Annotated in this window: 13 protein-coding genes; 6 read left to right on the forward strand and 7 right to left on the reverse strand. The window is 74.3% G+C overall.

All coding sequences use genetic code 11. The features are described 5' to 3' along the window. Window positions 1-147: 147 nt before the first annotated feature. On the reverse strand, window positions 148-396 hold the full coding sequence (locus ACIRQF_RS26395; RefSeq protein ID WP_376637119.1) for a hypothetical protein: 249 nt from the start codon (window positions 394-396) through the stop codon (window positions 148-150). Window positions 397-581: 185 nt separating this feature from the next. Further along, entirely contained in the window at window positions 582-1,364 is a 783-nt protein-coding gene (locus ACIRQF_RS26400) for a hypothetical protein (RefSeq protein ID WP_376637120.1), read from the reverse strand. A gap of 204 nt (window positions 1,365-1,568) precedes the next feature. Between ACIRQF_RS26400 and ACIRQF_RS26405 the strand changes: the two genes are divergently transcribed. Then, complete coding sequence (locus ACIRQF_RS26405; RefSeq protein WP_382483149.1) at window positions 1,569-2,105, forward strand: transglycosylase family protein; 537 nt, start codon at window positions 1,569-1,571, stop codon at window positions 2,103-2,105. Here ACIRQF_RS26405 and ACIRQF_RS26410 read toward each other — a convergent pair. The 3 genes from ACIRQF_RS26410 to ACIRQF_RS26420 are packed head-to-tail and all read right to left on the reverse strand — an operon-like array spanning window position 2,102 to window position 6,026. Continuing rightward, window positions 2,102-2,815 carry an ATP-binding cassette domain-containing protein gene (locus ACIRQF_RS26410; protein WP_404095559.1) on the reverse strand — a complete coding sequence of 238 codons (714 nt, stop codon included), beginning with the start codon at window positions 2,813-2,815 and terminating at the stop codon, window positions 2,102-2,104. The two genes, ACIRQF_RS26405 and ACIRQF_RS26410, sit on opposite strands and share 4 nt — an antisense overlap. After that, window positions 2,812-5,607 (reverse strand): ATP-binding cassette domain-containing protein, encoded by a 2,796-nt coding sequence (locus ACIRQF_RS26415; RefSeq protein WP_404095562.1) that lies wholly within the window; start codon window positions 5,605-5,607, stop codon window positions 2,812-2,814. Before ACIRQF_RS26415 ends, ACIRQF_RS26410 begins: the two co-directional genes overlap by 4 nt. Further along, on the reverse strand, window positions 5,595-6,026 hold the full coding sequence (locus ACIRQF_RS26420; protein WP_404095565.1) for a hypothetical protein: 432 nt from the start codon (window positions 6,024-6,026) through the stop codon (window positions 5,595-5,597). Before ACIRQF_RS26420 ends, ACIRQF_RS26415 begins: the two co-directional genes overlap by 13 nt. A 106-nt stretch (window positions 6,027-6,132) precedes the next feature. Between ACIRQF_RS26420 and ACIRQF_RS26425 the strand changes: the two genes are divergently transcribed. The 4 genes from ACIRQF_RS26425 to ACIRQF_RS26440 all read left to right on the forward strand — a co-directional run bounded on the left by ACIRQF_RS26425 (window position 6,133) and on the right by ACIRQF_RS26440 (window position 10,484). After that, complete coding sequence (locus tag ACIRQF_RS26425) at window positions 6,133-6,630, forward strand: hypothetical protein (protein ID WP_404095567.1); 498 nt, start codon at window positions 6,133-6,135, stop codon at window positions 6,628-6,630. Next, entirely contained in the window at window positions 6,608-7,894 is a 1,287-nt protein-coding gene (locus ACIRQF_RS26430) for an ABC transporter substrate-binding protein (protein WP_376637125.1), read from the forward strand. Before ACIRQF_RS26425 ends, ACIRQF_RS26430 begins: the two co-directional genes overlap by 23 nt. 67 nt (window positions 7,895-7,961) lie before the next feature. Continuing rightward, window positions 7,962-9,239, forward strand: coding sequence for a glycosyltransferase (locus ACIRQF_RS26435; protein WP_404095570.1), 1,278 nt, complete (start codon window positions 7,962-7,964; stop codon window positions 9,237-9,239). A 258-nt stretch (window positions 9,240-9,497) separates the two neighbouring features. Continuing rightward, window positions 9,498-10,484 carry a helix-turn-helix transcriptional regulator gene (locus ACIRQF_RS26440; RefSeq protein ID WP_376637127.1) on the forward strand — a complete coding sequence of 329 codons (987 nt, stop codon included), beginning with the start codon at window positions 9,498-9,500 and terminating at the stop codon, window positions 10,482-10,484. On the opposite strand, the gene ctaD is transcribed toward ACIRQF_RS26440, so the two are convergent. Next, complete coding sequence (gene ctaD / locus ACIRQF_RS26445) at window positions 10,423-12,135, reverse strand: cytochrome c oxidase subunit I (RefSeq protein ID WP_376637128.1); 1,713 nt, start codon at window positions 12,133-12,135, stop codon at window positions 10,423-10,425. The genes ACIRQF_RS26440 and ctaD overlap by 62 nt on opposite strands. A 319-nt stretch (window positions 12,136-12,454) precedes the next feature. Between ctaD and ACIRQF_RS26450 the strand changes: the two genes are divergently transcribed. After that, window positions 12,455-12,646, forward strand: a complete 192-nt coding sequence (locus ACIRQF_RS26450; RefSeq protein WP_376637129.1) for an I78 family peptidase inhibitor — start codon at window positions 12,455-12,457, stop codon at window positions 12,644-12,646. Window positions 12,647-12,724: 78 nt separating this feature from the next. On the opposite strand, the gene ACIRQF_RS26455 is transcribed toward ACIRQF_RS26450, so the two are convergent. Continuing rightward, window positions 12,725-13,738: a phosphatase PAP2 family protein gene (locus ACIRQF_RS26455; protein WP_376637130.1), complete on the reverse strand. Its 1,014-nt coding sequence runs from the start codon at window positions 13,736-13,738 to the stop codon at window positions 12,725-12,727. Between the last annotated feature and the right edge of the window lie 269 nt (window positions 13,739-14,007).

The following is a 14,007-nucleotide window of genomic DNA, read 5'->3' on the forward strand; positions in this document are numbered from 1 at the left end:
GGGGGTTGTTCGGCTTGGCGGCCACCCCGACCCCTCGCTCGGTGGGTGGGCCTGATACGGGGGGCGCAAATATTAACGGCCCGCGGACACCCGGCGGGGGCGGGGGGCGGGGGTTGGGCCCCCCCGCCCCCCGGCCGCTGCCGTTTCCTACAGTCCGCTCCCGGACCCGGGCGGCAGCGCGTACGCCGACACCCATCCGGATCCCGTCCCGGTCCCCGTGCCCGAGTGCGGCCGGCGCCCGCCCGTCACCGCCGAACCGAAGGACCGGAAGCTCAGCTCCTCCTCGCCGCTGCGGTCACCCGGCAGCGTGCGGAAGGACCGCCGGAACTCGGAGTACAGGGCGTCGTAGATCGGCGTCGCCGAGAGTCCCCCCGACAGGTCCTGCGCCGGGCGCATCGCCGGGATCGGGGCGGGACTCGGATACGGCTGGCGGAAAGGGTCGTATGCGTGCACGTAGGTGCCAACGACCCCGCCGTCCGCGGGATGCGGGCGCGCCTCGGAAAGAGGAGCGCGCCGGGGCCTCGGCACGGTGGGCGCCCCCGGGACGCGTTCCGGCCCTAAGCCGGTCCGCGCGCGGTCCGTCACGTGCCGGCCAGCGGCATCGCGGCGGCCACCAGTCGCCCGTTGGCCGCGGCCTTCTCCAGGGCGTCGCGCAGCAGGTCCTCGCGCGGCTGCTGGCCGATGGAGCCGACCGGGGCGGCGAAGACCAGGACCGTGTGCGACTTGTTGGCCGCCGCCCGCCAGCCCTCCGTGACCTGGAGCGGCTGGTGCGCCTGCCACCAGGCCGCCTGGCCCGTGCCGCCCGTACCGGGCTGGAGCACCGAGTGCAGCTGGCCCATGGCCACCAGCACCGACCAGCCGGGCAGCGGGGCCGGCTTCTGGTTGACGTCGGCGACGGGCTGGAAGCCCTGCTCGACCAGGAGCTGCAGGAACTCGTCCGTCAGACCGTCCGAGCCGGGACGGGCGACCGGCGCGGTCGGCTCCACCACGAGCGCCGGGTGCAGCTCGCCCTCGATCAGGACCAGACCGCTCGTGACGCCCAGCACCGCCTGCTCGGGGTGGGCGGCGGACAGGGAGTCGGCCGCGTCCGCCGCCGTGATCGAGGCGACGGCGCCCTGCAGCTGCTCCTCGGCGACCCGGACGACCTGGGACGGGATGCAGGTGGCGTGGGCGAAGGCGAGAACCGCGGTCTCCTCGCCGACGAAGAGCACCGTGCTCGTCCGCTCCTGCTCGGAGTTGCCCGGCGTGCGGCAGGAGGTGCAGTCGTAGCTGCCCGGGGCGTTCTCGCCGGCCAGCAGCCGGTCGGCTTCTTCGTCGCCGATCTCGGCGCGTACGTCCTCGCTGACGTCGAGCATGCGCGGCACGGGGGACTCCCTGGACTTTTCGCGTGCGACCCCGGGCGGTTCCCGGTCGTCTCATGCCGAGTTCAACGGGGAAGGCTCGGCCCGGGTAACGCGTCGGGGCGGACAACTTGGGTCACGGGCCCATGACTCCGGACGGGTGGCATGTGAACGCTGTTTCCGCGCGGCTCGGAGCCGGGCCGCGGGGCCGCTGCCTAGCCTGCCCCGATGTCGAAGATCCGATCTTGGACGGCCGGAGCCGTCGTCCTGGTGGCGGCGCTGCTCCCGCAGGGCCTCGCCGGAAGCGCCGCGGCGACCCCCGCGGCCCCTACGCCTGTCGAGGCGTGCGTGAAGGACCAGTGGCCGTGGGGGTGCGTCGCCGCATGCGAGAGCAGCGGGAACTGGCACGCCAACACGGGGAACGGCTTCTACGGAGGGCTGCAGTTCTGGCAGCCCACCTGGGAGGAGTTCGGCGGCCGCCGCTACGCACGCCGTGCCGACCTCGCGACGCGGGCGCAGCAGATCACGGTCGCCGAGAACGTCCTGCGGGTGCAGGGCTGGGGCGCCTGGCCGGTCTGCTCCCGGCGCTACGGCCTCAGCGGGCGCGCGCACGTGGTGCAGCCGGGCGACACGCTCAGCTCGATCGCCCGGCGCTTCGCCGTCCGGGGCGGCTGGCAGGCGCTGTACGCCGCGAACAAGGCGCTGATCGGCCCGAACCCGAACCGGCTGGTCATCGGCACGATGCTGCGGATCTCACCGCTCTAGGCGGCCGGGTCCGAGGGCCGTTCGGGCCGGCCCGGCCGGCTCCGTGGCCGTGGCCGGGTTCCGGGGACGAGTTCGCCGGCGGTGGCGAGGGCGCCCCGGCTCAGTTCGTACGCGAGGGAGCCAGGCGGCAGCCCGGTCGGGACCCGCTGTTCGGCGAGGACGACCGCCGCCGAGCCCGGCGGGCGGGCCAGGGCGGCCAGGAGCGCGTACGTCCGGGACGCCACGGCCGGCGACATGCCGAGGGACGCCTCGTCGACCAGGACCACCCGGGCGGGGGAGAGCAGTGCCCGGGTCAGCGCCAGCATCCGGCGTTCGCCGCCGGACAGGGTGCCGGCGCGGTGTCCGAGCAGCCGGGCGAGCTCCGGGTACGCCGCGAGCGCCGCGTCACGGCGGCCGGGCGCGGCGAGGTCCAGGTTCTCGGCGACGGTGAGGGTCGCGTACACGGCCCGCAGGCCCGGTACGAAGCACAGCCCGCGCCGGGCCCGCTCGTGCGCGGGCAGCCGCGTGACGTCCGTGCCGCGCCAGACCACGCTCCCGGCGGACAGCGGGACCGTCCCGGCGAGGGCGCGCAGGGCGGTGGTGCGACCGGAGCCGTTGCGGCCGAGGAGCACGGTGACGGTGCCCGCGGGCAGGGCGAGGTCGAGGCCGTGCAGGGCCTCCAGGGGGCCGTAGCGGACCCGGGCGCGGCGGAGGGCGATCTCGACGCTCATGGCGCGGCCTCCGTCACGGTCCGGGAGACGATGCGGCCGCCCTCCATGGTGTGGACGGTGTGCGCGATGTCGGCGACGAGGTCGGGGTCGTGCTCGACGACGAGCACGGTCAGGCCGTCGGCGGCGAGGGCGGCGAGGATACGGGCGAGGGCGGCGGTCTCGTCGGTGTCGAGCCCCGCGGCGGGCTCGTCGAGCAGCAGCGTGTGCGGTGCGCTCGCGAGGGCGCGGGCCAGTTCCACCCGGCGCAGCGTCCCGGTCGGCAGCCCGGCGGCGGCGCGGTGGCGCTGGGGTCCGGCCAGCCCGAACAGGCGGAGGGCCTGCTCGACGGGCTCGACGGCCGCGTCCCTGGCCCCGACGCGGACGTTCTCCTCGACGGTGAGCGAAGGGAACACGGCGAGCTGCTGGAACGTGCGGGCGATCCCGAGGCGGTGGCGGGTGTGGGCGGGGCGGGCCGTGATGTCGACGCCGCCGAGGGTGACCCGGCCGGTGGTGGGGCGCAGGGTGCCCGCGAGGCAGTCGAAGAGGGTGCTCTTCCCGGCGCCGTTGGGCCCGACGACGGCGGTCACCGCGCCCGCGCGGAGCTCCAGGTCGACACGGTCGAGGGCGGTGAGGCCGCCGGGGTAGGTGAGGGTGAGGCGGTGGGCGGTGAGGCCGGACGGCCGGGGGGCCGCGGCGGGCCGCCGTGGCTGAGCCCGGCCTCCGGCCGGGCCCGCGCGCCCACCGGTACGACCCGGGCCGGCGGCGGGCGGGGGAGACGACTCTCCCGTGAGGGGCCGAGCGCCGCCGGTGGCCCGGGTCCCGTCGGCGCGCGCCCGGCCTTCGGTGGGTCCTGGGGCGCCCGTGCGTGCGGCGCTCGCGGGTGGGAGGGCGTCCTCGGGTCCGTCGGGGGGTGCGGCGATGACGGCGGCCCCGGGGCTGCTGGGATGCGTCCCGCCCTCGGCCGGGCCGGGGTCGGGATGCGTCCCGCCTTCGGCCGGGCCGGGGTGCTTCGCCCGGGACGGTCGGCGGTGGGGGCCCGGGGCGGGCGAGGGGCGGGTTTTTGCGAGCAGGGCGGTGAGGAGCGGCGGGACGCGGCCCGTCAGGGCGGCCAGGAGGCCGATCAGGGCGACCGCCACCCCCGCGTGGGTGCCCGCGTCCAGGGCGACCAGGAGGGCCGCGGCGGCCGCCGGGGTGAGCAGGGTGTCGGCGCCCAGGGTCAGGACCGCGGCGAACCAGAGGAGACCGCGGACCGGGTCGAACGCGTCCGGGTCGAAGGCCCGCACGCCCATCCCCAGCAGACCGCCGCCCAGCGCCGCCAGCGCGGCGCCCAGGACGAAGACCAGGAGCTTCAGACCGGCCACCCGGACGCCCGCCGCCTCCGCGCCGCGTTCGTGGTCGCGCAGGGCGGCCAACGCCCGGCCCGTACGGCCCCGGCGCAGGGCGCCGACCAGGAGCAGGCAGCCGGTCAGTACCACCAGTTCCAGGACGTAGTAGCGGCGGTCCGGGTCGAAGCCGGCCGGGCGGGACAGCGTGACGCCGGCCGTCGCGTACGGCTGCGCGAAGACGAAGCGGCTCACCGCCACCCCCACCGCCAGCGTCGCCAGCGCCAGGGCGAGTCCGTGCCGGCGGATCGCCGGCCACCCCGTCAGCAGGCCCAGCGGGGCCACGCACGCCACGGCCAGCAACAGCGCCGTCAGTTCCGGCAGGCCGGCCGCCGCCAGCAGCGCGGTGAAGAGGGCGCCCAGGCCCGCGTACGCCGCCTGGCCCAGCGCGATCTGGCCGCCGCGGCCCGAGACCACCACGAGCGAGAGCAGGATCACCGCCAGCGCCGGGATCTGCACGGCCGTGGTCAGGTCCTCGCCCGCGAAGCCCAGCGGCAGCAGGAACAGGACGCCCGTCACCAGCCACAGCGACGCCGGGACCCGAGGGGCCGCGCTCGGCGGCGGGAGCGTGTCGTCGGTGCCCAGGCCCGGCAGGACCAGGGCCCCCACGAGCAGGGCCAGCACGAAGAGGTTCGCCCCGGCCGCCTGGACCACGTCGCCCGCCCAGCCCTCCGGGTGCAGCCGGGTCAGCTGCGCCTGGGCCACGCCCAGCGTGAGCGCGGCCCCGATCGCCACCGGCAGGCTCCGCATCCGGGCCAGCACCGCGACCGCGATCACCTCCACGACGAGCAGCGGCATCCCGTACGGGTCCAGGCGTACGTACGGCGCGATCAGGACGCCCGTGAGGCCCGCGGTGAAGGAGCCGAACGCCCAGCCCGCCGCCGACACCCGGTCCGCCGGGATGCCGGACAGGACGGCGAGCGGGCGGTTGTCCACCACCGCCCGCAGCTCCCGGCCGAACCGCGTCCACCGCGTCACCGCCCCCACCAGGCAGGCCAGCGCCACCACGGCCCCGAGCTGGGCCCACGGATCGTCGCCGCCGAGCAGGACCGGAACGTCCGCGCGGGCGTCACCGCCCCAGATCAGGGCCGCCGTGCCGACGAGCAGGACGAAGACGCCGATCGAGGCGACCAGGGTCTGCGCCGGGCCCGCGCCGGCCAGGGCCAGCGGCCGGAACACCGCCCGGTCCAGGACCAGGCCGATGGCCGGTGCCACCACGAGCAGCGTGACCAGCGCTCCGAGCGGCAGCGGCCAGCCCCACTCGACGACCGACTGGCGCAGCACGTACGCGCAGATCATGGCGATCGCGCCGTGCGCCAGGTTGAGGACGCCGGTCGCCCGGTAGGTGACGATCAGCCCGATGCCGGTGAGCGCCGCCGCGCTGCCGATGGCGAGTCCGGCCAGCGTGAGGTCGTAGGTCAGCGAGGCCACGGTTCACACACCGGGCACGGCGCCAGTGCGGCGTCCCCGACCGGCACCGCCTCCGGCCTTCCCGCGACGAGCGGGCAGTCCGGGCGGTGCGCCAGGGTCCCGCCGGGCACCCGCAGGGGCGGTTCGTCCGAGGAGGGGGGCCGCGGCGGGGCGGGGCCGGCCGGGTCGGGTCCGGCCGGTCCGGGGGCCGGGGCGGGGGCTCCGGCCCCCGGCGCGCCGGTCAGCACCCCGCCCATGCAGAGGACCGCCCCCGCCACGATGAGCGCCGCCCCCGGCAGGGTGCAGGACGCCAGGTACGGGAGCTGGCGTTCGGCGAAGCGCTCGCCGGAGATCCCGTACCAGCCCGCCACGCACAGCACCGCCCCACCTGCGGCCGCCGCGAGTCCGGCCCACAGGAGAATCCGCGATGTCGACGGCACGGGGCCTCACCCGCCTTTCGTCCCCTTCCTTGCACTATGCCCCGAAGCGGCACACCCTGGAATCATCAGGCCGCCCGGCCTGCACGGACATCCGGTGGTGAGCCAGATGGTTCTCAAGAGACGAGCCGCCACGCTGGCGGCCGCCGCGGTGCTGGTGCTGACACCCGCCGTGGCGAGCTGCTCGGACGACGGGGGCGACTCCTCCGGCCGGACCAGCTCGTCCGCCCCGCCCGCCCCGACGGACCAGCCCGCGGACCCGGCGGCCGCCAAGGCGCAGATCGCCAGGAACTGGAAGGCCTTCTTCGACCCGAAGACCCCGGCCGCCGAGCGGGTGAAGCTCCTGGAGAACGGCGACCAACTGGCGTCCGTACTCGCGGCCTTCGCCGGCGACAAGAACGCCGCCCTTACCTCGGCCCAGGTGAAGGGCATCGCGTTCACCTCCCCCACGAACGCGAACGTCACCTACGACCTGCTGGTCGGCGGCAACCCGGCCCTGCCGGGCGCCAAGGGGACCTCCGTGCTCCAGGACGGCACCTGGAAGGTGTCCGTGACGACCCTCTGCGGCCTGGTCCAGCTGAGCGGTGCGACGGTTCCGGGCTGTTGAGTGCCTGGCGGCGCTGCTGCTCGCCGGCCTGGTCGCGGGCTGCGGCAGCCGCCTTCCGGAGCGCGCCTTCGAGACGCGGCCCACCGCCCACCCCTCCGGCGGTGAGCCGCTCCGGATCGGCATCATCACCAGCGCCACGAGCCCGGTCGGCGGCGACACGTTCACCGGGCCGCGCGACGGCGCCCGCGCCTACTTCGACGCCCTCAACGCCCACGGCGGCCTCGACGGGCGCCGGATCGAGGTCGTCACCTGCGACGACGGCGGCAGCGGCGTAGGCAACAACGCGTGTGTGCACAAACTGGTCGACGAACGGAAGGTCTTCGCGCTGGTCGCCACCACCGCGCTGGACTACGCGGGCGCCCCGCTCGTCGCGAAGGCCGGCGTGCCCGACATCGGCGGCCAGCCGCTCACCCCGGCCTACGACACGTATCCGCACCTGTACGGGATCTACGGCAGCTCCGCCCCGCGCACCGGCCGGGCGCCGGGCTGGAACGGGGTCCTCTACGGGGGCACGGAGGTGTACCGCTGGTTCAGGACCCATCTGGGAGCGCGGACCGCGGCCGTCGTCTCGTACAACCAGGCCGCCTCCGCCGGGTACGCCCGGCTGGTCTCCGCGGGCCTGCGGGCCGAGGGCTACCGGGTCGTCGAGGAGCAGGTCGACTTCGTGCTGCCCAACTTCCGGGCGGTGGCCGCCGATCTGCGGGCGCAGCACGTCGACGTCGTGTTCGACGCGATGGACACCCACGGCAACGCCCAGCTGTGCGAGGCGATGGAGGCCTCGGGCGTGCGCGTCGCCGCCAAGGTGACCAACGTGCAGAACTGGTCCGCGTCCGTCGCCCGGGACTACGCGAAGGCCCCCGGCTGCCGGGCCGCGCTCTACGTCACCGGGTCCAGTCGCGACTACGACGACCGGGACTTCCCCGCGGTGCGCGAGTTCCGGGCCGCGATGGGGAACCGGGCGCTCTCCCAGTGGCAGTTGGAGGGCTGGGCGGCGGCGATGTGGTTCACGGACGCGGCGAAGTCCTGTGCCGGCCGGCCCGGCGGACCGACCCGGGCCTGCGTCGAGGACTTCGTCAACCGGGCGGAGCCGTACACCGCACGCGGGCTGTTGCTGCCGGTCCGCTTCGAGCACCTCGCCGAGCCGCCGAAGGTCCGTCACACCTGTCTGTCCGTGGCCCGTTGGAAGGACGGCCGGGGCTGGGTGGCCCAGGGCGACATGAACACGAACTGTGCCACCGTCCCCCAGCTGGGATACCGGCCGTGAACGACTCGGCGCCGGGGCAGTACAGTCGCCCCGACCACGCACCCGACCGGGGGGAACCGGCGGCACGATGCGCATCTCATTCCTGCTCCACAACGGCTACCACATCGGCGGGACCATCCGGACGACCTTCACCCTCGCCGCCGAGCTGGCGGCCCGTCACCAGGTGGAGATCGTCTCGGTGTTCCGTCACCGCGACGAGCCGATCCTCGGCGTGCCCGACGGCGTGACGCTGCGCCACCTCGTCGACATACGGAAGAACAGCCCGGACTACGACGGCGAGCACCCCGACTTCCACCGCCCGGCCCGGGTCTTCCCGCGCGGCGACGGGCGCTGGAAGCAGTACAGCGCGCTCACCGACGCCCGGATCGGCGCCCATCTGGCCGCCGTCGAGGCGGACGTGGTGATCGCCACCCGCCCCGGGCTCAACGTGCAGCTCGCCCGGCAGGCCCCGCGCGGACCGGTCCTCGTGGGCCAGGAGCACCTGATCCTCGACGGGCACAGCTACCGGCTGCGCCGCGACATCGCGCACGAGTACGCCCTCCTGGACGCCGTCACCACCGTCACCGAGGCCGACGCCCGCTCCTACAAGGCGCTCGCCCTGCCCGGCGTACGGATCGACGCCGTGCCCAACAGCGTGCCCGCGCCGGGCGTGCCGCCCGCCGACCCCACCGCGAAGATCGTCGTGGCGGCCGGCCGGCTCACCCCGGTGAAGCGCTACGACCTGCTGATCGACGCCTTCGCGGACGTGGCCGCCGCCCGCCCCGACTGGAAGCTGCGGATCTACGGCACGGGCGACGCGGCCGACAACCTGAAGAAGACGCTGGCCCGGCAGATCGAACGGCGCTCGCTCGGCGAGCACGTCTTCCTCATGGGCACCGCCCACCCGATGGAGCCGGAGTGGGCCAAGGGCTCGCTGGCGGCGGTCACCTCCCGGCGCGAGTCCTTCGGCATGACCATCGTCGAGGCGATGCGCTGCGGCCTGCCCGTGGTCTCCACCGACTGCCCGCACGGACCCGCCGAGATCATCGAGGACGGCGTGGACGGCCGGCTCGTCCCGGTCGACGACACGGCGGCCGTCGCCGCCGCGCTGCTCACGCTCATCAACGACGACGAGGCCCGGGCCCGTGCGGCCAAGGCGGCCCTCGTCGCCTCCGAGCGCTTCGACCCGGTGCGGATCGCCGCCCGCCACGAGGCCATCTGGGCGGAGCTCGCCGCCGCCGGCGCCAACCGCCCGCGCCGCCACGCCCCGGCCCGCGCCGCCGTCCACCACGCGTTCGGGACGCTCCTCGACGCCGGCTACGCCGCGAAGGCGAGGGCGGGGCGGCTCGTGCGCCGCTTCCGCTGAGTCCCGGCGCCGGGGCGGCGCGGCCGGGAGCCGGGGCAGGGCGCCGGGCTCCGGGAGCAGAGGCCGAGGGCGCCGGGCTCCGGGAGCAGAGGCCGAGGGCGCCGGGCTCCGGGAGCCGGGGCAGGGCGAGGGGCTCCGGGAGCAGGGGCCGGGGGCGCCGGGCGACGGCCGCTCGGGGCCCGCCGCGCCTCGGCCCCCGGGCGCGGGCCCATCGATCGCGGACCGTACCTGTCCGCGAGGGCTGGCAGACTCGGGCGCATGTTGGAGACCTCCGCGCGACTCCTGCGTCTGCTCTCGCTGCTCCAGGCCCACCGCGAGTGGTCGGGCGCCGACCTCGCCGACCGGCTCGGGGTCACCCCGCGGACCGTGCGCCGGGACGTCGACCGGCTCCGCGAGCTCGGCTACCCCGTCAACGCCACGCCCGGCACCGGCGGCGGCTACCAGCTCGGGGCGGGGGCCGAACTGCCGCCGCTGCTCCTCGACGACGAGGAGGCGGTCGCGGTCGCCGTCGGGCTCCGGTCGGCCGCCGGCCAGGGCGTCGAGGGCATCGGCGAGAGCTCCGTACGCGCCCTCGCGAAGCTGGAGCAGGTGTTGCCCGGGCGGCTGCGGCGCCGGGTGAGCGCCCTCAACGCCTTCACCGTGCCGATGCTGCGCACCCCGCGCGACCGGATCGACCCGGCCGTGCTGACCGATCTCGCGAACGCCTGCCGGGACGCCGAGCGGCTGCGTTTCGCGTACCGCGACCACGGCGGCGCCACCACCCGGAGGACCGTCGAGCCGCACCGGCTGGTGTGCAGCGAACGGCGCTGGTACCTGGTGGCCTGGGACCTGGACCGGGCCGACTGGCGTACCTTCCGGGCCGACCGGATCGTGCCGACACCGCCGCACGGCCCGCGCTTCCCGCCCCGCGAGCCGCCGGCCGAGGACCTCGCCGCCTACGTGGCGAAGGGCGTCTCCACCGGCGCGTATCCGACCGAGGCGACGATCCGCCTGCATGTGCCGCTGGAGGAGGCCGCGGCCGCCGTGGGCGCAGCCGACGGGGTCCTGACGCCCGAGGGGGAGCATGCCTGCCTGCTGCGGACCGGGGCCCACGGTCTCGACCTGATGGTGGTCCACGTGTCGATGATCGGCTTCGAGTTCGAGGTGCTCGACCCGCCGGAGCTGGTCGAGCGGGTGCGGGCGCTCAGGGACCTGTTGTCCCGGGCCCTCGACCGCTCGGGCGGCTCTCCGGCGACGGGCTCGTGAGCCGCAGCCGTTCGTACGTGACGAACTCGGGGTGGTGCAGGTCGAAGGCCGGCGCCTCGGACCGGATCCGGGGGATCGCGTCGAAGTTGTGCCTCGGCGGAGGGCAGGAGGTCGCCCATTCCAGCGAGCGGCCGAACCCCCACGGGTCGTCGACCTCGACCTTCTCCCCGTACCGCCAGGTCTTCCAGACGTTGTAGAGGAAGGGCAGGGTGGACGCGCCGAGCAGGAAGGCGCCGATCGTCGAGATGGTGTTGAGGGTGGTGAAGCCGTCGGCCTCCAGATAGTCGGCGTACCGCCGGGGCATGCCCTCGGCGCCGAGCCAGTGCTGCACCAGGAAGGTGGTGTGGAAGCCGACGAAGAGGGTCCAGAAGTGCATCTTCCCGAGGCGCTCGTCGAGCATCCGTCCGGTGAACTTCGGCCACCAGAAGGTGAGGCCGGCGAAGGTCGCGAACACGACGGTGCCGAAGACCGTGTAGTGGAAGTGGGCGACCACGAAGTAGGAGTCGGTGACCTGGAAGTCCATCGGCGGCGAGGCCAGGATCACCCCGGTGAGCCCGCCGAACAGGAACGACACCAGGAAGCCGACCGCCCAGAGCATCGGCGTCTCGAAGGACAGCGAGCCGCGCAGCATGGTCCCGGTCCAGTTGAAGAACTTCACCCCGGTCGGCACCGCGATGAGGAACGACAGCATCGAGAAGAAGGGCAGCAGCACCGCACCGGTCGCGAACATGTGGTGCGCCCACACCACGACCGAGAGGCCGGTGATGGTCATGGTGGCGGCGATCAGGGTCACGTAGCCGAAGATCGGCTTGCGGGAGAAGACCGGGATGATCTCGCTGATGATGCCGAAGAACGGCAGGGCGATGATGTAGACCTCGGGGTGCCCGAAGAACCAGAACAGGTGCTGCCACAGCAGCGCGCCGCCGTACTGCGGCTGGAAGGCCACCGAGCCGAGCCGCCGGTCCGACTCCAGGACCAGCAGGGCCGCCGCGAGCACCGGGAAGGCCATGAGCACCAGGATCGTGGTGAAGAGGACGTTCCAGGTGAAGATCGGCATGCGGAACATCGTCATGCCCGGCGCCCGCATCCCGATGATCGTCGCCAGGAAGTTCACCGAGGTGAGGATCGTGCCGAAGCCGGAGAACGCCAGCCCCATGATCCACAGGTCGACGCCGACGCCGGGCGACCGCAGCGCGCTGTTCAGCGGGGCGTAGGCGGTCCATCCGAAGGAGGCCGGGCCGGTCGGTGTCAGGAAGGAGCCCACCACCATCAGGCCGCCGAGGAGGAACAGCCAGTACGAGAACATGTTGAGCCGCGGGAAGGCGACGTCGGGCGCGCCGATCTGGAGCGGCACCAGCTCGTTGGCGAAGCCCGCGAAGGTCGGGGTCGCGAACAGCAGCAGCATGATCGTGCCGTGGATGGTGAAGGCCTGGTTGAACTCCAGGTTCGTCACCAGTTGCAGGCCCGGTCTGGCCAGCTCGGCCCGCATCACCATCGCGAGCGCCCCTGCGAACAGGAAGAAGAGGAACGAGGTCACCAGGTACAGGTGACCGATCTTCTTGTGGTCGGTCGTGGTGATCCAGTCGATCAGGACCCGTCCATGCCGCTGCCGCGGCGATTCGACGGCCGCGGTCTCGGTCTCGGTACCCATCCCCGGATGATGTCCCCCGCCGTACGGACGACGGGGGAGGCCGCCCCGACAGGTCGTCCGGTCGGCGGACGTCGTGTGCGGGTTGCGGGGAAATCGTGAATGCCGGACGGACCGGGCGGCGCCCGGAATTCCGACCCGGAACGGGGGCCCGCGGAATTCCCCGGGGCCGCGGCGGTGGAGTGCGATCGCCTCGTACGGGTGACCGGGAATTCCCTGGGAAACGGCTGGAAACCGCCACCACCGACTACCGACGGTGCGTCAAACATATGTCGAGAACCTGTGACACAAGCGTGACCGGCGGGGGACTAACGTGAGCTGTATGACACCCGAACACGCACCCGAAACCTATGTGGGACTCGCCGAGGAGGAGGCCGAGCGGCTCGCCCGGAACCGGGGCTGGAGCGTCGTCCGGTCCCTGCCGCCGGGTTCGATCATCACCATGGAGTACCTGGAGGGGCGCATCAACTTCGAGGTCGAGCGCGGCGTCGTCACCCGTGCCTGGCTCGGCTGAGCACCGGGCCGCCGCACACGCGAGAGGGCCCCGGCCGTGGGAACGGCCGGGGCCCTCTCGTACGCCTGTACCGGCGGCTCAGCCGCCGGTCGCGGGCCGCGAGTGCGGCGGACGCCGGCTGCCGGCCGGACCGACCGGACCGCGCTCCGAACGCACCGCGTGACGGTCGGCGTGGGCGCGGGGGGCGGCCAGCGGCGGGGTCGGCAGACCCGGTCCGCGACCGGCCGGGGACCGGCCGGAGCCGGCGCCCACGGTCTCCCGGACCGCTTCCTCGGCGCCTGCCGGGCGCTGCGGGAACAGCCCCGGCAGCGGACCGCCGGTCGCCACGGGCAGCGACGGCACCAGGCGGCGGCGGGACCGCAGCTGCTCGCGCAGCCGGTCGCGCAGGCCCAGGATCCAGGCCTCCACCACCGCGATCACCGGCTCGCACCAGGGCAGCGCGAGCAGGATGACCAGGCCGGCGGCCCAGCCGAGCAGCACGTCGCTGAGCCAGTGCGTGCCGAGGTAGACGGTGGTGAGGCCGACGCCGAGCGCGACCACGGCCGACAGTGCCGACAGGTAGCGGCGGGCCCTCGGCGTGGTCGCCAGATAGGCCAGGATGCCCCAGGTCACGACCGCGTTCGCGGTGTGCCCGGACGGGAATATATCGCCGCCCGCGAAGAGCTCGGCCGAGCCGACCTGCGTCGCGTAGTGGGGGCCGAGCCGGCCGAGTCCGAGCTTGACCGCGCCGACCGTCGCATTGAGCAACAGGAGCGCGGCGCCGAGGGAGAGCAGCGGGCGGAGGGTGTGCTGGCGCCAGGAGCGCCAGCCCAGCCAGGCCGCCACCATCACGGCCGTGGGGCCGCGCTGGCCGAGGACGACGTAGTAGTCGAGGAAGGCGTGCAGCTCCGGCCACTGCTGATAGGGCCGGAAGAGCATGATCTTCCAGTCGAGGGTCACCAGCCAGGTCGACAGCAGCACGGCGACGACGATGGCCAGATAGAACGCCGACGTCCCGCCGAAGAGGGCGAGACGCGTGCGGGTCATCCGCGGGACCTCTATCTTCGGCGGTTCCGGCTCCCGGTCCAGCCGGGCAAAGATGTCGGTACGCACCCAATCGACGTTACAGGGAGTGAGTAGCGACCTTGGTCGTTCCGGTGCCTTCGTGATGACGATGTGATGTGGAGTTGCTCTCAGCCGCGCGTTTGTTCCCGTCACCCGACGGAAAATCCGATGACCTCCAGCCCTATTGTCGGAGGGGCGTTTCCGGAAGTGTGTTTGAGCGCCCGGAGAATTCCGCAAACGGCCGTGCGCGGGGAATTCCGCCCGGCCCCCGGTCCGGGCCGAGTGGCGTACGCCACACTCCGCGGCCCGCCGGTGTG

The sequence above is a fragment of the Streptomyces sp. NPDC101191 genome, from assembly GCF_044767915.1.
Taxonomy (GTDB): domain Bacteria; phylum Actinomycetota; class Actinomycetes; order Streptomycetales; family Streptomycetaceae; genus Streptomyces.

Bases quoted from the DNA above. Each gene is read 5' to 3' on its own strand.
- ACIRQF_RS26395 (WP_376637119.1), bottom strand. From the start codon at position 396: ATGCGCCCGGCGCAGGACCTGTCGGGGGGACTCTCGGCGACGCCGATC.
- ACIRQF_RS26405 (WP_382483149.1), top strand. From the start codon at position 1,569: ATGTCGAAGATCCGATCTTGGACGGCCGGAGCCGTCGTCCTGGTGGCG.
- ACIRQF_RS26410 (WP_404095559.1), bottom strand. From the start codon at position 2,815: ATGAGCGTCGAGATCGCCCTCCGCCGCGCCCGGGTCCGCTACGGCCCC.
- ACIRQF_RS26425 (WP_404095567.1), top strand. From the start codon at position 6,133: ATGGTTCTCAAGAGACGAGCCGCCACGCTGGCGGCCGCCGCGGTGCTG.
- ACIRQF_RS26435 (WP_404095570.1), top strand. From the start codon at position 7,962: ATGCGCATCTCATTCCTGCTCCACAACGGCTACCACATCGGCGGGACC.
- ACIRQF_RS26440 (WP_376637127.1), top strand. From the start codon at position 9,498: ATGTTGGAGACCTCCGCGCGACTCCTGCGTCTGCTCTCGCTGCTCCAG.
- ctaD (WP_376637128.1), bottom strand. From the start codon at position 12,135: ATGGGTACCGAGACCGAGACCGCGGCCGTCGAATCGCCGCGGCAGCGG.
- ACIRQF_RS26450 (WP_376637129.1), top strand. From the start codon at position 12,455: ATGACACCCGAACACGCACCCGAAACCTATGTGGGACTCGCCGAGGAG.